The sequence below is a fragment of the Pantoea sp. USHLN256 genome (assembly GCF_037149875.1).
Classification (GTDB): domain Bacteria; phylum Pseudomonadota; class Gammaproteobacteria; order Enterobacterales; family Enterobacteriaceae; genus Pantoea; species Pantoea nemavictus.
Genome location: NZ_JBBCQO010000014.1, coordinates 48293 through 62434, shown reverse-complemented (window position 1 = coordinate 62434; position 14142 = coordinate 48293). Strand labels below are relative to the sequence as shown.

Sequence of the window (14142 nt, the reverse complement as noted above, 5' to 3'; positions counted from 1 at the left end):
TGAATGGCGACCCTACAGGCGTTACAGCGATGATGATTCAGGAATAGGCATTGCAGCAGCGCGGGTGTTGAGGCGACATCCCATCCAGCCGATGGCGAACGAAAGTCGCTTAGCGCTTAACTGAGCGGCATCACGCCATGCATGGCATCAGGCATGCAAATACTTCTCAAACCAGCCCAGTGTGCGGCTCCAGGCCAACTCGGCGGCGGCTTTGTCATAGCGCGGCGTCGAATCATTATGGAAGCCATGATTCACGCCCGGATACACATAGCCTTCATAAACTTTATGGTTGGCTTTCAGCGCCTCTTCATAGGCGGGCCAGCCTTCATTGATGCCTTTATCCAACGCGGCATAGTGCAGCAGCAACGGCGCTTTGATGCGCGGCACATCCTCGGCTTTAGGCTGACGTCCGTAAAACGGCACGGCGCAGGCTAGATCGGGAAATGCCACCGCTGCGGCATTCGCCACGCCGCCGCCGTAGCAGAAGCCGGTAATGCCCACTTTGCCGGTGCCTTCCTCGTGATGCATCAGGAAATCAATCGCGGCGAAGAAGTCATTCATCAATTTGGTGGGATCGACTTTGGCCTGCATGGTTTTGCCTTCGTCATCATTGCCCGGGTAGCCGCCCAGCGAGCTCAAGCCATCCGGCGCCAGCGCGATATAACCGGCTTTTGCCACGCGTCGTGCCACATCTTCGATATAAGGATTCAGGCCACGATTCTCGTGCACCACCACCACCGCAGGCACTTTGCCTGTTGCGTTGGCCGGACGCACCAGATAACCGCGCACCTCGCCGTGCCCTTGTGGCGAGGGATAGTGAATGTATTCGGGTTTGATCGCCGGATCGGTAAATTCCACCTGCTGCGCCAGCGCATAGTTCGGGCTCATTGCGCTTAACAACGTGGCTCCCGTCATCCCGGCAATGGTGAATTTTGCCGCCATCGAGATGAATTCGCGTTTGCTGATTTTTCCGTGGGCGTAGTAATCGTAAAGCTCGAGCAGTTCCTGAGGGAAATCCTGTGCGGTAAGACGGGCCATAACCTCTCCTTCGCTGTTTTAACTGGTTGATTACTGCTCTAAAAAAGCACAGCTTGCCGTCGCTGGCAAATGCCATGCAGCACCAGGTTAACGCCGCGGGCTTTACATCACGTCACTAATAAGCATCAGGAATATATCTTTTTGTTCTAAAATGGTTATCTTTTAATTAACAATTAAGATCATGTTTATCTGTCCGGAAATATTTACATGCCAAAATGCCGGCTGATAATAATCCATTTTTTCTCCGCACTAAAAAATAAATAAATGAAGTGCTTACCTGATAAGCACAGCGGGAATATGCCGCAGATAATAACAATATTGTCACAATGAATGAGGGTGATTAACCTTAACGTGGTGATTTTTAAAGTATTAGTTTCTGCTGAAAACAATGATCGAAATCAAAAAACACTGTTATAGTTTTACCGACTTCCACTGTTTCTTTTCGTTCGCATCGCTTGCTTTTACATTGGTGCGACATTTCTTTAAGCACGGCGAAATATCGCGCTGCGCTCTGCTTGTTAATTATAAGTAAAAATTTCGGTGTAATTTGTGGCAATGAGGTAAGCAATGTTTGGATTAGATGCCTTTCATCTGGCAAGGGTACAGTTCGCCTTTACTGTTTCCTTCCATATTATCTTCCCAGCCATCACCATCGGTCTCGCCAGTTTCCTGGCGGTGCTTGAAGGGATGTGGCTGAAAACCCGTAACGAGACCTATCGCGATCTCTACCATTTCTGGTCGAAAGCTTTCGCCGTTAACTTCGGTATGGGCGTGGTATCCGGTCTGGTGATGGCCTACCAGTTCGGTACCAACTGGAGTGGTTTCTCGCAGTTTGCCGGCAGTATTACCGGTCCGCTGCTCACCTATGAAGTGTTAACCGCCTTCTTCCTCGAAGCGGGCTTCCTTGGCGTGATGCTGTTTGGCTGGAACCGCGTCGGTCCTGGCTTGCACTTCTTCGCGACCTGCATGGTGGCGCTCGGCACCATCTTCTCCACCTTCTGGATTCTTGCCTCAAACAGCTGGATGCATACGCCGCAGGGCTACATCATTCAGAACGGCATTGTGGTGCCGGAAGATTGGCTGAAAATCATCTTCAACCCTTCATTCCCTTATCGCCTGTTCCATATGTCGGTGGGTGCCTTCCTTGCCAGCGCCTTCTTTGTTGGTGCGTCTGGCGCGTGGCATCTGCTGCGCGGCAATGACAATCCAGCGATTCGGAAGATGTTCTCGATGGCGCTGTGGATGGCACTGATCGTGGCACCGATTCAGGCGATGATTGGTGATGCGCACGGTCTGAACACCCTTGAGCACCAGCCAGCGAAAATCGCTGCGATTGAAGGTCACTGGGAAAATAAATCGGGTGAAGCCTCGCCGCTGATTCTGTTCGGTGTGCCGGATATGGATCAGGAGCGTACTAAGTACGCCGTTGAGATTCCGTATCTCGGCAGCCTGATTCTGACGCACAGCCTCGATAAGCAGATTCCTGCGCTGAAGAGTTTCCCGAAAGAAGATCGCCCGAACTCAACCATCATCTTCTGGTCATTCCGCGTGATGGTGGCGCTGGGCCTGCTGATGATTACGCTGGGCGTAGTTAGCCTGTGGCTGCGTTTCAAAGGTCGCTTGTATCACTCGCGTCCGTTCCTGTGGTTCACGCTGCTGATGGGGCCATCGGGTTTGATCGCCATTCTGGCCGGCTGGTTTACTACCGAAATTGGTCGTCAGCCGTGGGTGGTGTATGGCGTGCAGCGCACCATTGATGCGGTCTCAGCGCATGGCGATATGCACATGAGCATCAGCCTGCTGGCGTTTATTCTGGTCTACTCATCGGTATTTGGCGTCGGCTATCTCTACATGATGCGTCTGATCAAAGAGGGTCCGGTGACCGGCGAAGGTAAAGAGGTTGATCACGGTGGTCCGGGTCAGCATCACACGCCAGCGCGTCCGTTGTCGGCGGCGAAAACCCATAGCGAAAAGAGTGGGGAGCACTAAGATGATCGACTTTTCAATTATCTGGTTTGCCATCATCGTATTTGGCACCCTGATGTACATCGTGATGGATGGCTTCGACCTCGGCATTGGCCTGCTGCTGCCGTTCAATAAAGATCCCATCGAACGCGACATGATGGTCAACACCGTTGCGCCAGTATGGGATGGTAATGAAACCTGGCTGGTGCTGGGCGGCGCGGCGCTGTATGGCGCATTCCCGCTGGCGTATTCAGTTCTGCTGGATGCGCTGTCGATTCCGTTAACGGCGATGTTGATTGGCCTGATCTTCCGTGGCGTTGCTTTTGAATTCCGCTTCAAAGCCACTTTGGAACATCGCGCGTTCTGGGATAAGTCGTTCATTGCCGGTTCACTGCTGGCGACCTTCAGCCAGGGCGTGGCGGTTGGCGCGATCCTGAATGGCTTCCCGGTGGTTGGCCGCGAATATGCCGGTTCAGCGATGAGCTGGCTGGCACCGTTCCCGCTGTTCTGTGGTGTCGGTTTGGTCATCGCCTATGCGCTGCTGGGTTGTACCTGGCTGATCATGAAAACCGAACACGATCTGCACCGTAAAATGTCTGCGCTGGCCACGCCGCTGACGCTGACGCTGCTGCTGGTGGTGGGGATTATCAGCATCTGGACGCCGCTGACGCATGCGGATATCGCGCAGCGCTGGTTCACGCGTCCAAACCTGTTCTGGTTCTTGCCGGTTCCGGTGCTGGTGGTGCTGTGTTCGTGGGGGATTGTACGTGCGATTAAACGCGAAGCGCATTACTCGCCGTTCATCCTGACGCTGGCGCTGATTTTCCTTGGCTTCTCGGGCTTGGGCATCAGCATTTGGCCGAACATCATTCCACCGTCAATCACCATCTGGCAGGCCGCTTCTCCGGCCAGCAGCCAGGCGTTTATGTTGGTGGGCGGCTTGCTGATTATTCCGGTAATTCTGGGTTACACCTTCTGGAGTTACTACGTGTTCCGCGGAAAAATCAAAGCAGACGAAGGATACCATTGATATGAAAACCGAGGTCAGCAGCATGAAAACTCACACTGAAACGAAGATTCCGTGGTGGAAGCAGGTGATGTGGCTGGTTGTTATTTACGGCGCAAGCGTGCTGGCACTCGGTGTGGTGGCATCACTGTTTCGTATGATGATGACGGCAGCGGGCATGCGCTCGCACTGAGCATCTGCACGGAGGTGCGCAGCAATGCGCACCCTACAAATCAGGTCCGTTATGCCCCAGGTCGCCATTCGTGGCGGCCTTTTTTGTTTTTGTGAGCTAAAAAACGTTAGTAACCTAAGCAATTAATGCTTTTCCCGCTTCGGTACGTTTACTCTTCCTTACGTTAGTAATACGTTTTTGTTATATTTATGTGACGAATAACGCATATTCATTACCTTCAACCCCTTCACTCGACCATCAAAATCATGCTCAGTCTGAATCTAAAAAAACAGTACATCATTGATCTGGTGGACTGGATCGAGGCGAATCTGACCGACGAGCTTAATGTCGATCTGATCACCCTGAAATCCGGTTACTCCAAGTGGCACATGCAGCGCATGTTCAAAGAGATGACCGGGCAAACGCTGGCGTCCTACACGCGTAAGCGTCGTCTGACGATGGCGGCGATGGCGCTGCGTCTTACCAGCATGCCGCTGATCGATATTGCCGTGCGCTTTGGCTTTGATAATCAGCAGAATTTTACGCGGGTGTTTAAAAGTCACTTCTCGATGACGCCGGGTGCTTATCGCCGCATCCCGGACATGCTGATGAAGGATTTCCACAGTCGAATCTCAACGCAGCGCGAGTGGGTGAATGCGCGTCTGGCGCAGAAGCCGGAGATTCAGCTGTGCGGTGAAGTGATTGAGTGGGAATGCCGCTTTGGCGAATATATTGATCATCACCACCATGTAGTGGCGCAGCACACGCGTGATTTTATCGCCTTTGCCGGCCAACACGTGAGTCGCGGCTGGCTGGGCTTTCAGTTCAGTCCGGGTTTAAATTCTGCCGACCAGCAGCACATTAGTCTGTTCCAGGCGCTAGAGAGTCAGTACGCCGATGTGCTGCCGCGCAACGTACAGAACTGGACCGGTGAAAAGGGCTTGTACGCGGAGATTGACTGGCACGGTACGCCTGAAGAGATTAACGCCTTTACCGCCGAGATTTACTACAACCATCTGCCTGCGCTGGGCGTGGCACGACGTACGGGCAAGGATCTGCTTAAGCTCGATCTGAAATACAGCACGCCCGATCTGCTACAGGGCACGTTCTATATTCCGGTGGCGGATAACTAATGCATAATTCGTGCGGTAAACCGTGACAAACCGCACGATTTTATAAACTCATTGCCATAATTGGCGTAAAATTCTTCATCGAAACCTGATTGGCCGCGTAAATCACCAGCCGCCACACATCAGGCTGGATAATCACCTGCATTCCTGGTCCATTCCGGACCGCTATAGTGAATTGATAAAAAATTATGCGACTTTTACCGTTGTTCCTCATGACAGCGCTTGTAGCGTTTTCTTCGCTGGCAAGTGCGCAGATGGCTGAGCCTTTTTCACCGCCGGGCGGCCTGCACCCGCATCAACCACATTGTGCGCAACATGAAATTCTTGGCGACAATGTGCTGCCGAATCATACCCAGGATGAGGGTAGCTTCGTCACCTGCGGTAACCATCAGGCTTAATACCCTTTTAATTCCGATCCAGACCGTCGCAACCCATGCACGGTCTCGGCATTAATCCTCATTTCTGCATTGCGCAATAAATTGCGCCGCTACCATTCCTGCCTTTAATTAGCTCCACATCCCCGACCGCACTTCACCGTAGCGGCGCGATTTATCGCGCTAATCTGACCTTATGATTCTGCCAATAGCATTTTTCGGCATTGCATCGAAGATATATCATAGCTAATCTTTGCCCATCAGATGAGAATGACTTTCACTATCTTTTAGGGAGACAACGCTTGCAAACTACCCCTACCGCACGCATACCGCGTCGCGTACGAAATGAACTGCGTTTCCGTCACATCACCGTGGTGAGCAAAACGCTGATTGCCGGTGAATTCTGGCGCATTGTTTTCAACGGCAGCGATCTAGCAGGCTTCAATTCGCCGTCGTTTGACGATCACATCAAAGTGTTCTTCCCGGACAGCGCCGGCAGCGCGCTGGCACTGCCACAAATGACGGATGACGGCATTGTCTGGCCGGGCGGCGTACGTCCTGCCGCGCGTGATTACACGCCGCTGGAGTTCAACGGCGTTGATTCACTGACCATCGATTTCTACCTGCACGATGGCGGCGTGGCCAGTAGCTGGGCCAATGACGCTAAGCCGGGCGACCAAATTGCCATGGGCGGCCCGCGCGGTTCACTTATCGTACCCGCTGATTATGCCTGTCAGATTTACGTCTGCGACGAGACCGGTCTGCCGGCCTTTAAGCGCCGTTATGCTGAGATGCAGGCGCAGCAGATTCATCTGCTGGCGTATGCGGATGAAGCTACAGGGCGCGATTATCTGGGGGATTTACCCAATGTGCAGGTGACCTGGCTCGGCAGCGGCACCATGCAGGCCGCTAACCTTGCCGCCATCACCGCGCAGCTGGATAACATTGCCTTGCCCGCCGATGATTACTTCATCTGGCTGACGGGTGAGGGCGAAGCGGTGAAACAGCTCAGCGATTACTTTACTCAGGGACGCGGTGCACACACCGATTACGTGCGCGCTGTGGCCTACTGGCATCAGAAATAACCGACACTTCCCCGCGCGCTGCCGCCTGTGTTGAATTTTGCCAGGTGGCAGACTACTATCAACCTCCCCAAATTGACGCTCAGGAAGGCAATGAAACAGCAGCGGGATTTTCCATGGCAGTCCGACCACGCACCGCGTGCCATCTGTGCAGGCGCACGTAAAAAGCGTCGGGAGCGAATGCTGGATGCCAGCGATATCCGCCTGTTAATGCTGCACTTTCTGGCGAACAGCTCTGCGCACGGCTATGAGCTGATCAAATCAGTCGAAGAGCTCTCCAAGGGGGAATACTCCCCCAGTCCCGGCATTATTTATCCCAACCTGACGCTGCTTGAAGAGATGGATGCGATTCGCGTGGTGGATGCGCAGGCGTCACGTAAAGCCTATGCGCTGAATGACAGCGGCGCGGCGCTGCTGGCGGATAATCGTGACAATGTGGAGGCGATTATCGAGCGCTTAACTTCGCTGGCGATTCTGGTGAATAACCGCAGCATTCCGCAGGTTGAGCAGGCGATTAATTTGATCAAGCACACCTTGAATCATCGTCTGGCGCAGGAAGATATTTCGCCAGAGGCGCTGGAGATGGTGATTAACGCGCTGCACGAAGCGGCGGAGAAAATCGCCAGGAGTTAGGTGGTTGCCAGTTCCACCCGTAGGGTCGCCATTTATGGCGACCGTTCCGATAACCGTACGGAGAGCAGATCAGCTCTTCTTCTTGTCCACATGCCCCAATGCGCGATCCGGCCAGCAAACATCGCGCACGCGCTGCTTCAACGCCGCCGCATCCGGGAATCCGCCTTCCTGCTTACGCTCCCAAATCACCAGCCCATCAATCTGAATCTCAAACACGCCGCCGGTGCCTGGCTTAAGCGTTACCGCACTCAAATCCTCGGCAAAGGTATGCAGTAACTCCTGCGCCATCCACGCAGAACGTAGCAGCCAGTTGCATTGAGTACAGTAGTGAATGGTAATGGCAGGTTTCTGAGTCATAGGTGTCTCTGCTTAATTATTGATAATAAACAAGTTAACAAATTGTGCGCTCTAAGATACATCTTAATGTAAATGCTATTGATAATGATTACCACTTGCATTACATTTCTGTCGCAATCATTTATTACATAAAATAAGTCCGCAACTTTTTACGGTCTTTGCTTCAAAGTCCGTACTTTCTGGTAGCAAGCAAGTGAGCGAATACTAACAATTAACCAGGTATTTCGCGCATGTCTTCACTCTTTCAGGGATTAAACCAGCAGCGTCTTTTCAAAGTTGCCATCTTATCTTCGGCTATTCATGCCGCTTGCAGCTTTGCCGCCAGCGATAACGCCAGCAATGAGCCGGTACTCACCGTCACCGCGCCGAAGCAGCAGGCCGGCAATAAAACCACCATCACCGCGCAAGAGCTGCAAAAACGTGGCGCCAATGATTTCGGTTCGATCATGCGGTATGAACCGCTGATCAGCGCGACCGGCTCCAGCGGTGGTTCATCTGCCGGTAAAAGTGGCTTCGACCGCGCGGGTTACACCGGTTACAACATTCGTGGCCTGGAGAGTAACCGCGTCGGCATGGATATCGACGGCATTCCGATTCCGGATGCCACCGGACGTCCTTACGTCAGCCGCACCGGCAATAATACCTTTGGTATCGGCCGCGATTACATCGACCCTTATATGTTCGGCAGCGTCGACATTGAGAAGGGCGCTACTGCGGTGGATCAGCCGAATACGTCGATCGGCGGCAACGTCTCGTTCCACAACAAAACCGCCGATGATTACCTCAGCAGCGATAAAAATACCTACTTTGGCTATCAGAGCGGTTACGACTCATCGAACCGAAGCTGGCACAACGGTATCACCGCTGCCGCAGGCGATGATGAGCTGCGCGGCCTGTTTGTTTACAGCCGTCGTGATGGTCAGGAAACCGAGAACAACAGCGGCGTCAAAGAGGCTTATCCGGCCAACTGGCACTCCGATGCCTTTATGACGTCGGGCATCTGGCAGCCGAACGATCAGCACAAGCTGAGTGCCACCTTCGATTACTATCACAAAACTAATCACAGCCACTACGATACCTGGGACACCAGCGGCAACACCGTGTGGGGCACCGCGCAGCAGCAAAGTGATACGCGTCGCTGGGGTATCAATCTGGCGGATGAGTGGACGCCGTACAACGATTTCATCGACACGCTGACCACGCGCCTGTACTGGCAGCAAACTCAGGCGCATGACAATACCTGGCTGCCGACCAGCGCCAGCCAGTACGGCTTTGTTTATTCTGATTTCAACGTTGATACCTACGGTTTCGATACGCGCGGCACCAAAACGCTGGGGCGCCATGAGCTGAGCGCCGGGATTAACACGCGTCTGGATAACAGCGAGCGCCCGTTCCGTCAGGCGCCGACGCCGAGCACCTTCAGCGCCATTACCCAACCGCAGTCAGACAGCCGCACGTTTGCCGTAGCCGGTTATCTGCAGGATAAGATCAACTTCGATCTTGATAGCCACAACTTCGCGATCATTCCCGGCGTACGCGTGATGTATCAGAGCACTAAGCCGAAGGATCTGGGCGATCTTACCAATGGCAGCGCGGTGTTGACCGAAGAGCAGGTTGATGCGCTGTACGGCAAAACCAACTCTGATACTCAGGTGCTGCCATCGCTGACCTTCCAGTACGATTTGACGCCCGCGCTGACCACCTATCTGCAATACAAACGCGGCGTGCAGTTCCCTACCACCAGCCAGCTGTACGGTTCATGGAACCTGGGTTCGAGCTATGCCGGTAGCGCGCAGTATGCGCTGATTGGTAATACCGATCTGAAAACCGAAACCAGCAACAACTTCGAGTGGGGCCTGAAAGGTCAGGCCACCGAAGGCGTAACGGTTAACACGTCGGTGTTCTACAACCAGTATAAAAACTTCATCGCTTATACCCGCTATCGTCGCGCCACCAATCCGGAGAGGTTCGTCAACGTACCGAGCAACATCTACACCAGCTATCAGGCTGAAAACCGCGATAAGGCCTACATTTATGGTGCTGAGATCTCCACCAAAGTGAATTACGGCACCTGGTTCTCGCAGGTGGATGGCCTGAGCAGCACCTTCGCGCTGGGTTATAACGAAGGGAAATCCAAGTCCAGCTACTCCGGTGACAAATACATCGATCTCGATAGCGTCGCACCGCTGAAGGCGATTGTCGGCCTGGCGTGGGATGACAAAGCGCGCGGCTACGGCGCAGCGCTGACCGCCACCTTCGTGAAAGGTAAGCAGGCGACGGCCACCAACCGCGAAAGCTATACCAATGCTGGCACGCCGATCACCGATTCCACCACGGAATATATGCGTGTCCCGGGTTATGGCATGGTTGATGCGACGGCTTACTGGCAGGCGACGAAAAACGTCAAGCTGAGCGGCGGCATCTACAACATTACCGACCGCAAATACTGGGATTACACCAGCAGCCGCACGCTGACCAGCAGCAATGACCAGGAACGCAACGACATTAATCTGGCGGTGATGCCAGGCCGCACCTTCCAGTTAGGTGTTAACGTCGATTTCTAACCTCTTTTCGCCCTGCGGCAGCGCAGGGCCTTTTCATGGAGCAAGCGCAATGAACCCACGTTACGATCACTATCTGGCACTGAAAGGCGAACATCCGAAAAAGTATGCGCGCGATCTCGCCGCGCTGATGGGCATTGGCGAAGCACAGCTGTGCGAAGCGCGCGTTGGTCAGGATGCCAGGGCGTTAAAAGGCGATTTCCCCGCGCTGCTGGCCGCACTGGCCGCCGTCGGCGAAACCAAAAGCATCACGCGCAATGAGTATGCGGTACACGAGCAGGTCGGCAAATATGAAAACCTGCACCTCGGCGAGCATGCCGGGCTGATTCTTAATCCGCGCGCGCTCGATCAGCGCCTGTTTCCCAATCAGTGGCACAGCGCGTTCTTTCTGCGTGAGCAGACCGCACACGGCGAACGCCAAAGCATCCAGATTTTTGATCGCCACGCTGATGCAGTATTGAAAATTTACGCCACCGACAACACCGATATCGCCGCCTGGGATGCGCTGCTTGCCGAGTTTGTGGTGGAGAGTGCAGCGGCGTTAGATCCACAGCCTGCCAGCCCGCCGCAATACAGCAGTGCAATTGACGCCAGCAAAGTAGAAGCTGAATGGCGCGCGATGACGGATGTGCATCAGTTCTTTGGTCTGCTCAAGCGCCATAACCTTGCGCGCCCGCAGGCGTTTCGCGCGGTGGCAGACGATCTGGCACGTCAGGTGAGTAATGATTCACTGGCGCAGCTGCTGAATCTGGCACAGCAGGATGGCAATGAAATCATGATTTTCATCGGTAACCGCGGCTGCACGCAGATCTTCACCGGCGCGGTGCACAAGCTGATGCCGATGGATAACTGGATCAACATCTTCAATCCCACCTTCACGCTGCATTTGATGGCGGACCGCATCAGTGAAAGCTGGGTGACGCGCAAACCGAGCGGCGACGGCTTTGTCACCAGCCTCGAGCTGTTTGCCGCCGACGGCACGCAGATCGCCCAACTGTACGGCCAGCGCAGTGAAGGCACGCCGGAGCAGGCACGCTGGCGCGAGCAGGTGACCTCACTGACAGCGGCAGGAGCGTCAGCATGAGACAACTTTTGTTGCTGCTTAGCGCGCTGGCGCTGCCAACCTTCGCGGCGGAGCGCGTCATTTCCATTGGCGGCGACGTCACGCAAATCATTTATGCGCTGGATGCGCAGCAGGATTTGGTGGCGCGCGATAGCACCAGCCAGCATCCGGCGCAGGCCAACAAACTGCCGGATGTGGGTTATATGCGGCAGCTGAACGCCGAAGGGATTCTGGCGCTGAAGCCGACGCTGGTGCTGAGCAGCGAGCAGGCCAAACCGTCGCTGGTGCTGCAGCAGGTGGCACAAGCTGGCGTGAAGGTGGTGGATGTCACCGGCAAAAACAGCCTCGATGCTATCGCGGAAAAAATCGCCACTATCGGCAAGGCGCTGCATCGTGAAGAGGCCGCCAACGCGCTGATCGAAAAAGTGAACAAGCAGCGCGCGCAGATCCCACAAAAACTGTTGCCGATTAAAGTGCTGTTCATCATGGCGCATGGCGGCATGCGCACCCAGGCGGCTGGCGCGCAAACCGGCGCGGACGGTGCCATTCGCAGCGCCGGGCTGATCAACGCCATGGCGGCGGTGCCGCACTATCAGCAGCTGTCGCAGGAAGGCGTGGTCGCGGCGGCACCGGATTTGATTGTGGTGGGCGAAGATGGCCTGCGCACGCTGGGTGGCGAAGATAAAGTGTGGTCGTTGCCAGGATTGGCGCTGACGCCAGCCGGTCAGCATCGCGCCTTGCTGGTGGTGGATGAGATGGCGCTGCTGAGCTTTGGCCTCGATACGCCAGGCGTTCTCATCAAGCTGCGTCATGCCGCCGAAGCAGCTTCCCCGTCACACTTCAAGCCGCAGGCGCGTTAGCGGCGTGTTCTCACCCCAGTCACTTACTTTTGTAAGCTCCTGGGGATTCGAACACTTGCTGCCTTCCTGCATCTTGAATTATTTAGGGGAAAAAACATGACGAATGCATCCATGCTGCGCTGGCTGTGTGTGATGGGCATCAGCATGGTGATATGCATGCTGATGGCCGCCAACTTCGGTGCGATGCCGCTTTCGATGCGCACCTTGTGGCGCGCCCCGCTGAGCGATATGGCGTGGCAAATCTGGATCAACATCCGCCTGCCGCGCGTGCTGCTGGCGGTGCTGCTCGGCATGGCGTTGGCGGTCTCCGGCGCGGTGATGCAGGGATTGTTTCGCAACCCGCTGGCCGATCCCGGTTTGCTCGGCATCAGCAGCGGTGCCGGATTGGCGGTGGCGATTTCGATTGTGATTCCGCTGAGCTTACCGCCGCTGCTGGCGTTATGGTTGCCGACCCTCGCTGCCTTTGGCGGCAGCCTGGTCGTCACCTTGCTGATTTTCAGCTTCAGCCGCCTGGCGCTGGGCAATTTGTCACGCTTGCTGCTGGTTGGCATTGCGATTAATGCTTTGTGCGGCGCGGCGGTCGGCGTGCTGTCATGGCTGAGTAACGATCAACAGCTGCGTCAGCTGGCGCTATGGGGCATGGGCAGTTTGAGTGCGGCGCAATGGCCAAGCCTGAGCGTGTGCGCGCTGCTGATTCTGCCCGCGCTGATCGCCATTCAGCTGCGCGCGCGTCGCCTTAACTTGCTGCAGCTCGGCGAGGAAGACGCACATTACATGGGCATCGACGTAAAGCGTACCCAGCGTCAGCTGCTGGTGCTGAGCGCCTTGTTGGTTGGCACCGCCGTGGCGGTGAGCGGCATTATTGGCTTTGTCGGCTTAGTGGTACCGCATCTGATGCGTTTCTGCCTCGGCAGCGATCATCGCTGGATGCTGCCGGGCTCGGCGCTGGCGGGCGCAATTTTGCTGCTGCTGGCGGATACGCTGGCGCGTACGGTGGTGGTGCCAGCGGAGATGCCAGTGGGGTTGTTAACCAGTCTGCTCGGCGGCCCGTGGTTTCTCTGGCTGATTCTGCGTGAGCCCAAGGGGGATGAATGAGTGATTGCCTGCAGGCGCGCGGCCTGCGTTTTAGCCACGGCTCGCGCGCGTTAATCGATGACGTTTCGCTTAGCTTACAGCCGGGTGAAATGGTCGCGCTGATTGGTCCGAACGGCGCCGGAAAATCTACCCTGCTGCGTCTGCTAACCGGCTTTCTTACGCCGCAAGCCGGCGAATGCTGGCTCGGCGAACGCCCCTTAAACGACTGGCCGCGTGAGCCGCTGGCACAGCGCCGCGCGGTGATGCGTCAGCAAAACAGCGTCACCTTTCCGTTACCGGCCGCCGAGGTGGTGGCGATGGGACGTGCGCCCTGGCCGAGCAGTCAATCAAAAGCGGTTATCGAAGAGGTGATGCACATCACCGGCAGCCTTGAACTGGCCAGGCGCGATTATCGCTCGCTCTCCGGCGGGGAGCAGCAGCGCGTGCAGCTGGCGCGCGTGCTGGCGCAGCTGTGGCACGACGATGGGCCGCGCGGCTGGCTGTTTCTCGACGAACCGACGTCGGCACTCGATCTGTTCTGGCAGCAGCACAGTTTGCGTTTACTGCACCGCTTAACGCGCAACGGGCGCTTCAGCGTCTGCACCGTGCTGCACGATCTGAATCTCGCGTCGCTGTGGTCGGATCGTGTGTTGCTGCTGCATCAGGGCAAGCTGGTGGCGGAAGGTGCACCGCAGGAGGTGATGACCGAGCGCACGCTAACGCGCTGGTATCAGGCGGAGCTGGACGTGGTGATAAAGGATGAAAAGGGCAGGCCGCAGATTCAACTGCGCGCCTGACACCGTAGCGGCGCGATTTATCGCGCTCTG

Annotated in this window: 14 protein-coding genes; 12 read left to right on the top strand and 2 right to left on the bottom strand. The window is 55.6% G+C overall.

Features of this window, described 5'->3' with window-relative positions; all coding sequences use genetic code 11:
* Nucleotides 1-147: 147 nt before the first annotated feature.
* Nucleotides 148-1038, bottom strand: coding sequence for a YghX family hydrolase (gene yghX, locus WFL93_RS22110; protein ID WP_180822435.1), 891 nt, complete (start codon nt 1036-1038; stop codon nt 148-150).
* A gap of 567 nt (nt 1039-1605) precedes the next feature.
* On the opposite strand from yghX, the gene WFL93_RS22105 reads away from it, so the two are divergent.
* The 7 genes from WFL93_RS22105 to WFL93_RS22075 all read left to right on the top strand — a co-directional run bounded on the left by WFL93_RS22105 (nt 1606) and on the right by WFL93_RS22075 (nt 7400).
* Complete coding sequence (locus WFL93_RS22105) at nt 1606-3027, top strand: cytochrome ubiquinol oxidase subunit I (protein WP_007890347.1); 1422 nt, start codon at nt 1606-1608, stop codon at nt 3025-3027.
* 1 nt (nt 3028) lies between these two features.
* Nucleotides 3029-4033 (top strand): cytochrome d ubiquinol oxidase subunit II, encoded by a 1005-nt coding sequence (cydB, locus tag WFL93_RS22100; RefSeq protein ID WP_007890346.1) that lies wholly within the window; start codon nt 3029-3031, stop codon nt 4031-4033.
* 1 nt (nt 4034) lies between these two features.
* Nucleotides 4035-4202 carry a DUF2474 domain-containing protein gene (locus tag WFL93_RS22095; RefSeq protein WP_007890345.1) on the top strand — a complete coding sequence of 56 codons (168 nt, stop codon included), beginning with the start codon at nt 4035-4037 and terminating at the stop codon, nt 4200-4202.
* Between the two features lie 245 nt (nt 4203-4447).
* Complete coding sequence (locus WFL93_RS22090; protein WP_180822433.1) at nt 4448-5314, top strand: helix-turn-helix domain-containing protein; 867 nt, start codon at nt 4448-4450, stop codon at nt 5312-5314.
* Nucleotides 5315-5565: 251 nt separating this feature from the next.
* Nucleotides 5566-5709, top strand: coding sequence for a hypothetical protein (locus tag WFL93_RS22085; protein ID WP_235440716.1), 144 nt, complete (start codon nt 5566-5568; stop codon nt 5707-5709).
* A 278-nt stretch (nt 5710-5987) separates the two neighbouring features.
* A complete protein-coding gene (locus WFL93_RS22080) occupies nt 5988-6770 on the top strand; it encodes a siderophore-interacting protein (RefSeq protein WP_180822431.1) in 783 nt (260 codons plus the stop codon).
* Between the two features lie 90 nt (nt 6771-6860).
* Nucleotides 6861-7400 (top strand): PadR family transcriptional regulator, encoded by a 540-nt coding sequence (locus WFL93_RS22075; protein WP_336779047.1) that lies wholly within the window; start codon nt 6861-6863, stop codon nt 7398-7400.
* Nucleotides 7401-7469: 69 nt separating this feature from the next.
* On the opposite strand, the gene WFL93_RS22070 is transcribed toward WFL93_RS22075, so the two are convergent.
* Entirely contained in the window at nt 7470-7757 is a 288-nt protein-coding gene (locus WFL93_RS22070) for a SelT/SelW/SelH family protein (RefSeq protein WP_007890340.1), read from the bottom strand.
* Nucleotides 7758-7987: 230 nt separating this feature from the next.
* On the opposite strand from WFL93_RS22070, the gene WFL93_RS22065 reads away from it, so the two are divergent.
* The 5 genes from WFL93_RS22065 to WFL93_RS22045 all read left to right on the top strand — a co-directional run bounded on the left by WFL93_RS22065 (nt 7988) and on the right by WFL93_RS22045 (nt 14112).
* Nucleotides 7988-10321, top strand: a complete 2334-nt coding sequence (locus tag WFL93_RS22065; protein ID WP_007890339.1) for a TonB-dependent receptor domain-containing protein — start codon at nt 7988-7990, stop codon at nt 10319-10321.
* A 49-nt stretch (nt 10322-10370) separates the two neighbouring features.
* A complete protein-coding gene (locus tag WFL93_RS22060) occupies nt 10371-11402 on the top strand; it encodes a hemin-degrading factor (protein WP_336779046.1) in 1032 nt (343 codons plus the stop codon).
* On the top strand, nt 11399-12241 hold the full coding sequence (locus tag WFL93_RS22055) for a heme/hemin ABC transporter substrate-binding protein (RefSeq protein ID WP_336779045.1): 843 nt from the start codon (nt 11399-11401) through the stop codon (nt 12239-12241). The genes WFL93_RS22060 and WFL93_RS22055 overlap by 4 nt, the downstream gene beginning before the upstream one ends.
* Nucleotides 12242-12337: 96 nt before the next feature.
* Nucleotides 12338-13336: a FecCD family ABC transporter permease gene (locus tag WFL93_RS22050; RefSeq protein ID WP_336779044.1), complete on the top strand. Its 999-nt coding sequence runs from the start codon at nt 12338-12340 to the stop codon at nt 13334-13336.
* Nucleotides 13333-14112, top strand: a complete 780-nt coding sequence (locus WFL93_RS22045) for a heme ABC transporter ATP-binding protein (RefSeq protein WP_336779043.1) — start codon at nt 13333-13335, stop codon at nt 14110-14112. The genes WFL93_RS22050 and WFL93_RS22045 overlap by 4 nt, the downstream gene beginning before the upstream one ends.
* Nucleotides 14113-14142 lie beyond the last annotated feature (30 nt).

What these genes read in the sequence shown, in the direction of transcription:
- WFL93_RS22055 (WP_336779045.1), top strand. Translation starts at nt 11,399, where the DNA reads ATGAGACAACTTTTGTTGCTGCTTAGCGCGCTGGCGCTGCCAACCTTC.
- WFL93_RS22050 (WP_336779044.1), top strand. Translation starts at nt 12,338, where the DNA reads ATGACGAATGCATCCATGCTGCGCTGGCTGTGTGTGATGGGCATCAGC.
- WFL93_RS22095 (WP_007890345.1), top strand. Translation starts at nt 4,035, where the DNA reads ATGAAAACCGAGGTCAGCAGCATGAAAACTCACACTGAAACGAAGATT.
- WFL93_RS22065 (WP_007890339.1), top strand. Translation starts at nt 7,988, where the DNA reads ATGTCTTCACTCTTTCAGGGATTAAACCAGCAGCGTCTTTTCAAAGTT.
- WFL93_RS22045 (WP_336779043.1), top strand. Translation starts at nt 13,333, where the DNA reads ATGAGTGATTGCCTGCAGGCGCGCGGCCTGCGTTTTAGCCACGGCTCG.
- WFL93_RS22085 (WP_235440716.1), top strand. Translation starts at nt 5,566, where the DNA reads ATGGCTGAGCCTTTTTCACCGCCGGGCGGCCTGCACCCGCATCAACCA.
- WFL93_RS22075 (WP_336779047.1), top strand. Translation starts at nt 6,861, where the DNA reads ATGAAACAGCAGCGGGATTTTCCATGGCAGTCCGACCACGCACCGCGT.
- WFL93_RS22070 (WP_007890340.1), bottom strand. Translation starts at nt 7,757, where the DNA reads ATGACTCAGAAACCTGCCATTACCATTCACTACTGTACTCAATGCAAC.
- WFL93_RS22060 (WP_336779046.1), top strand. Translation starts at nt 10,371, where the DNA reads ATGAACCCACGTTACGATCACTATCTGGCACTGAAAGGCGAACATCCG.
- WFL93_RS22090 (WP_180822433.1), top strand. Translation starts at nt 4,448, where the DNA reads ATGCTCAGTCTGAATCTAAAAAAACAGTACATCATTGATCTGGTGGAC.
- cydB (WP_007890346.1), top strand. Translation starts at nt 3,029, where the DNA reads ATGATCGACTTTTCAATTATCTGGTTTGCCATCATCGTATTTGGCACC.
- WFL93_RS22105 (WP_007890347.1), top strand. Translation starts at nt 1,606, where the DNA reads ATGTTTGGATTAGATGCCTTTCATCTGGCAAGGGTACAGTTCGCCTTT.
- yghX (WP_180822435.1), bottom strand. Translation starts at nt 1,038, where the DNA reads ATGGCCCGTCTTACCGCACAGGATTTCCCTCAGGAACTGCTCGAGCTT.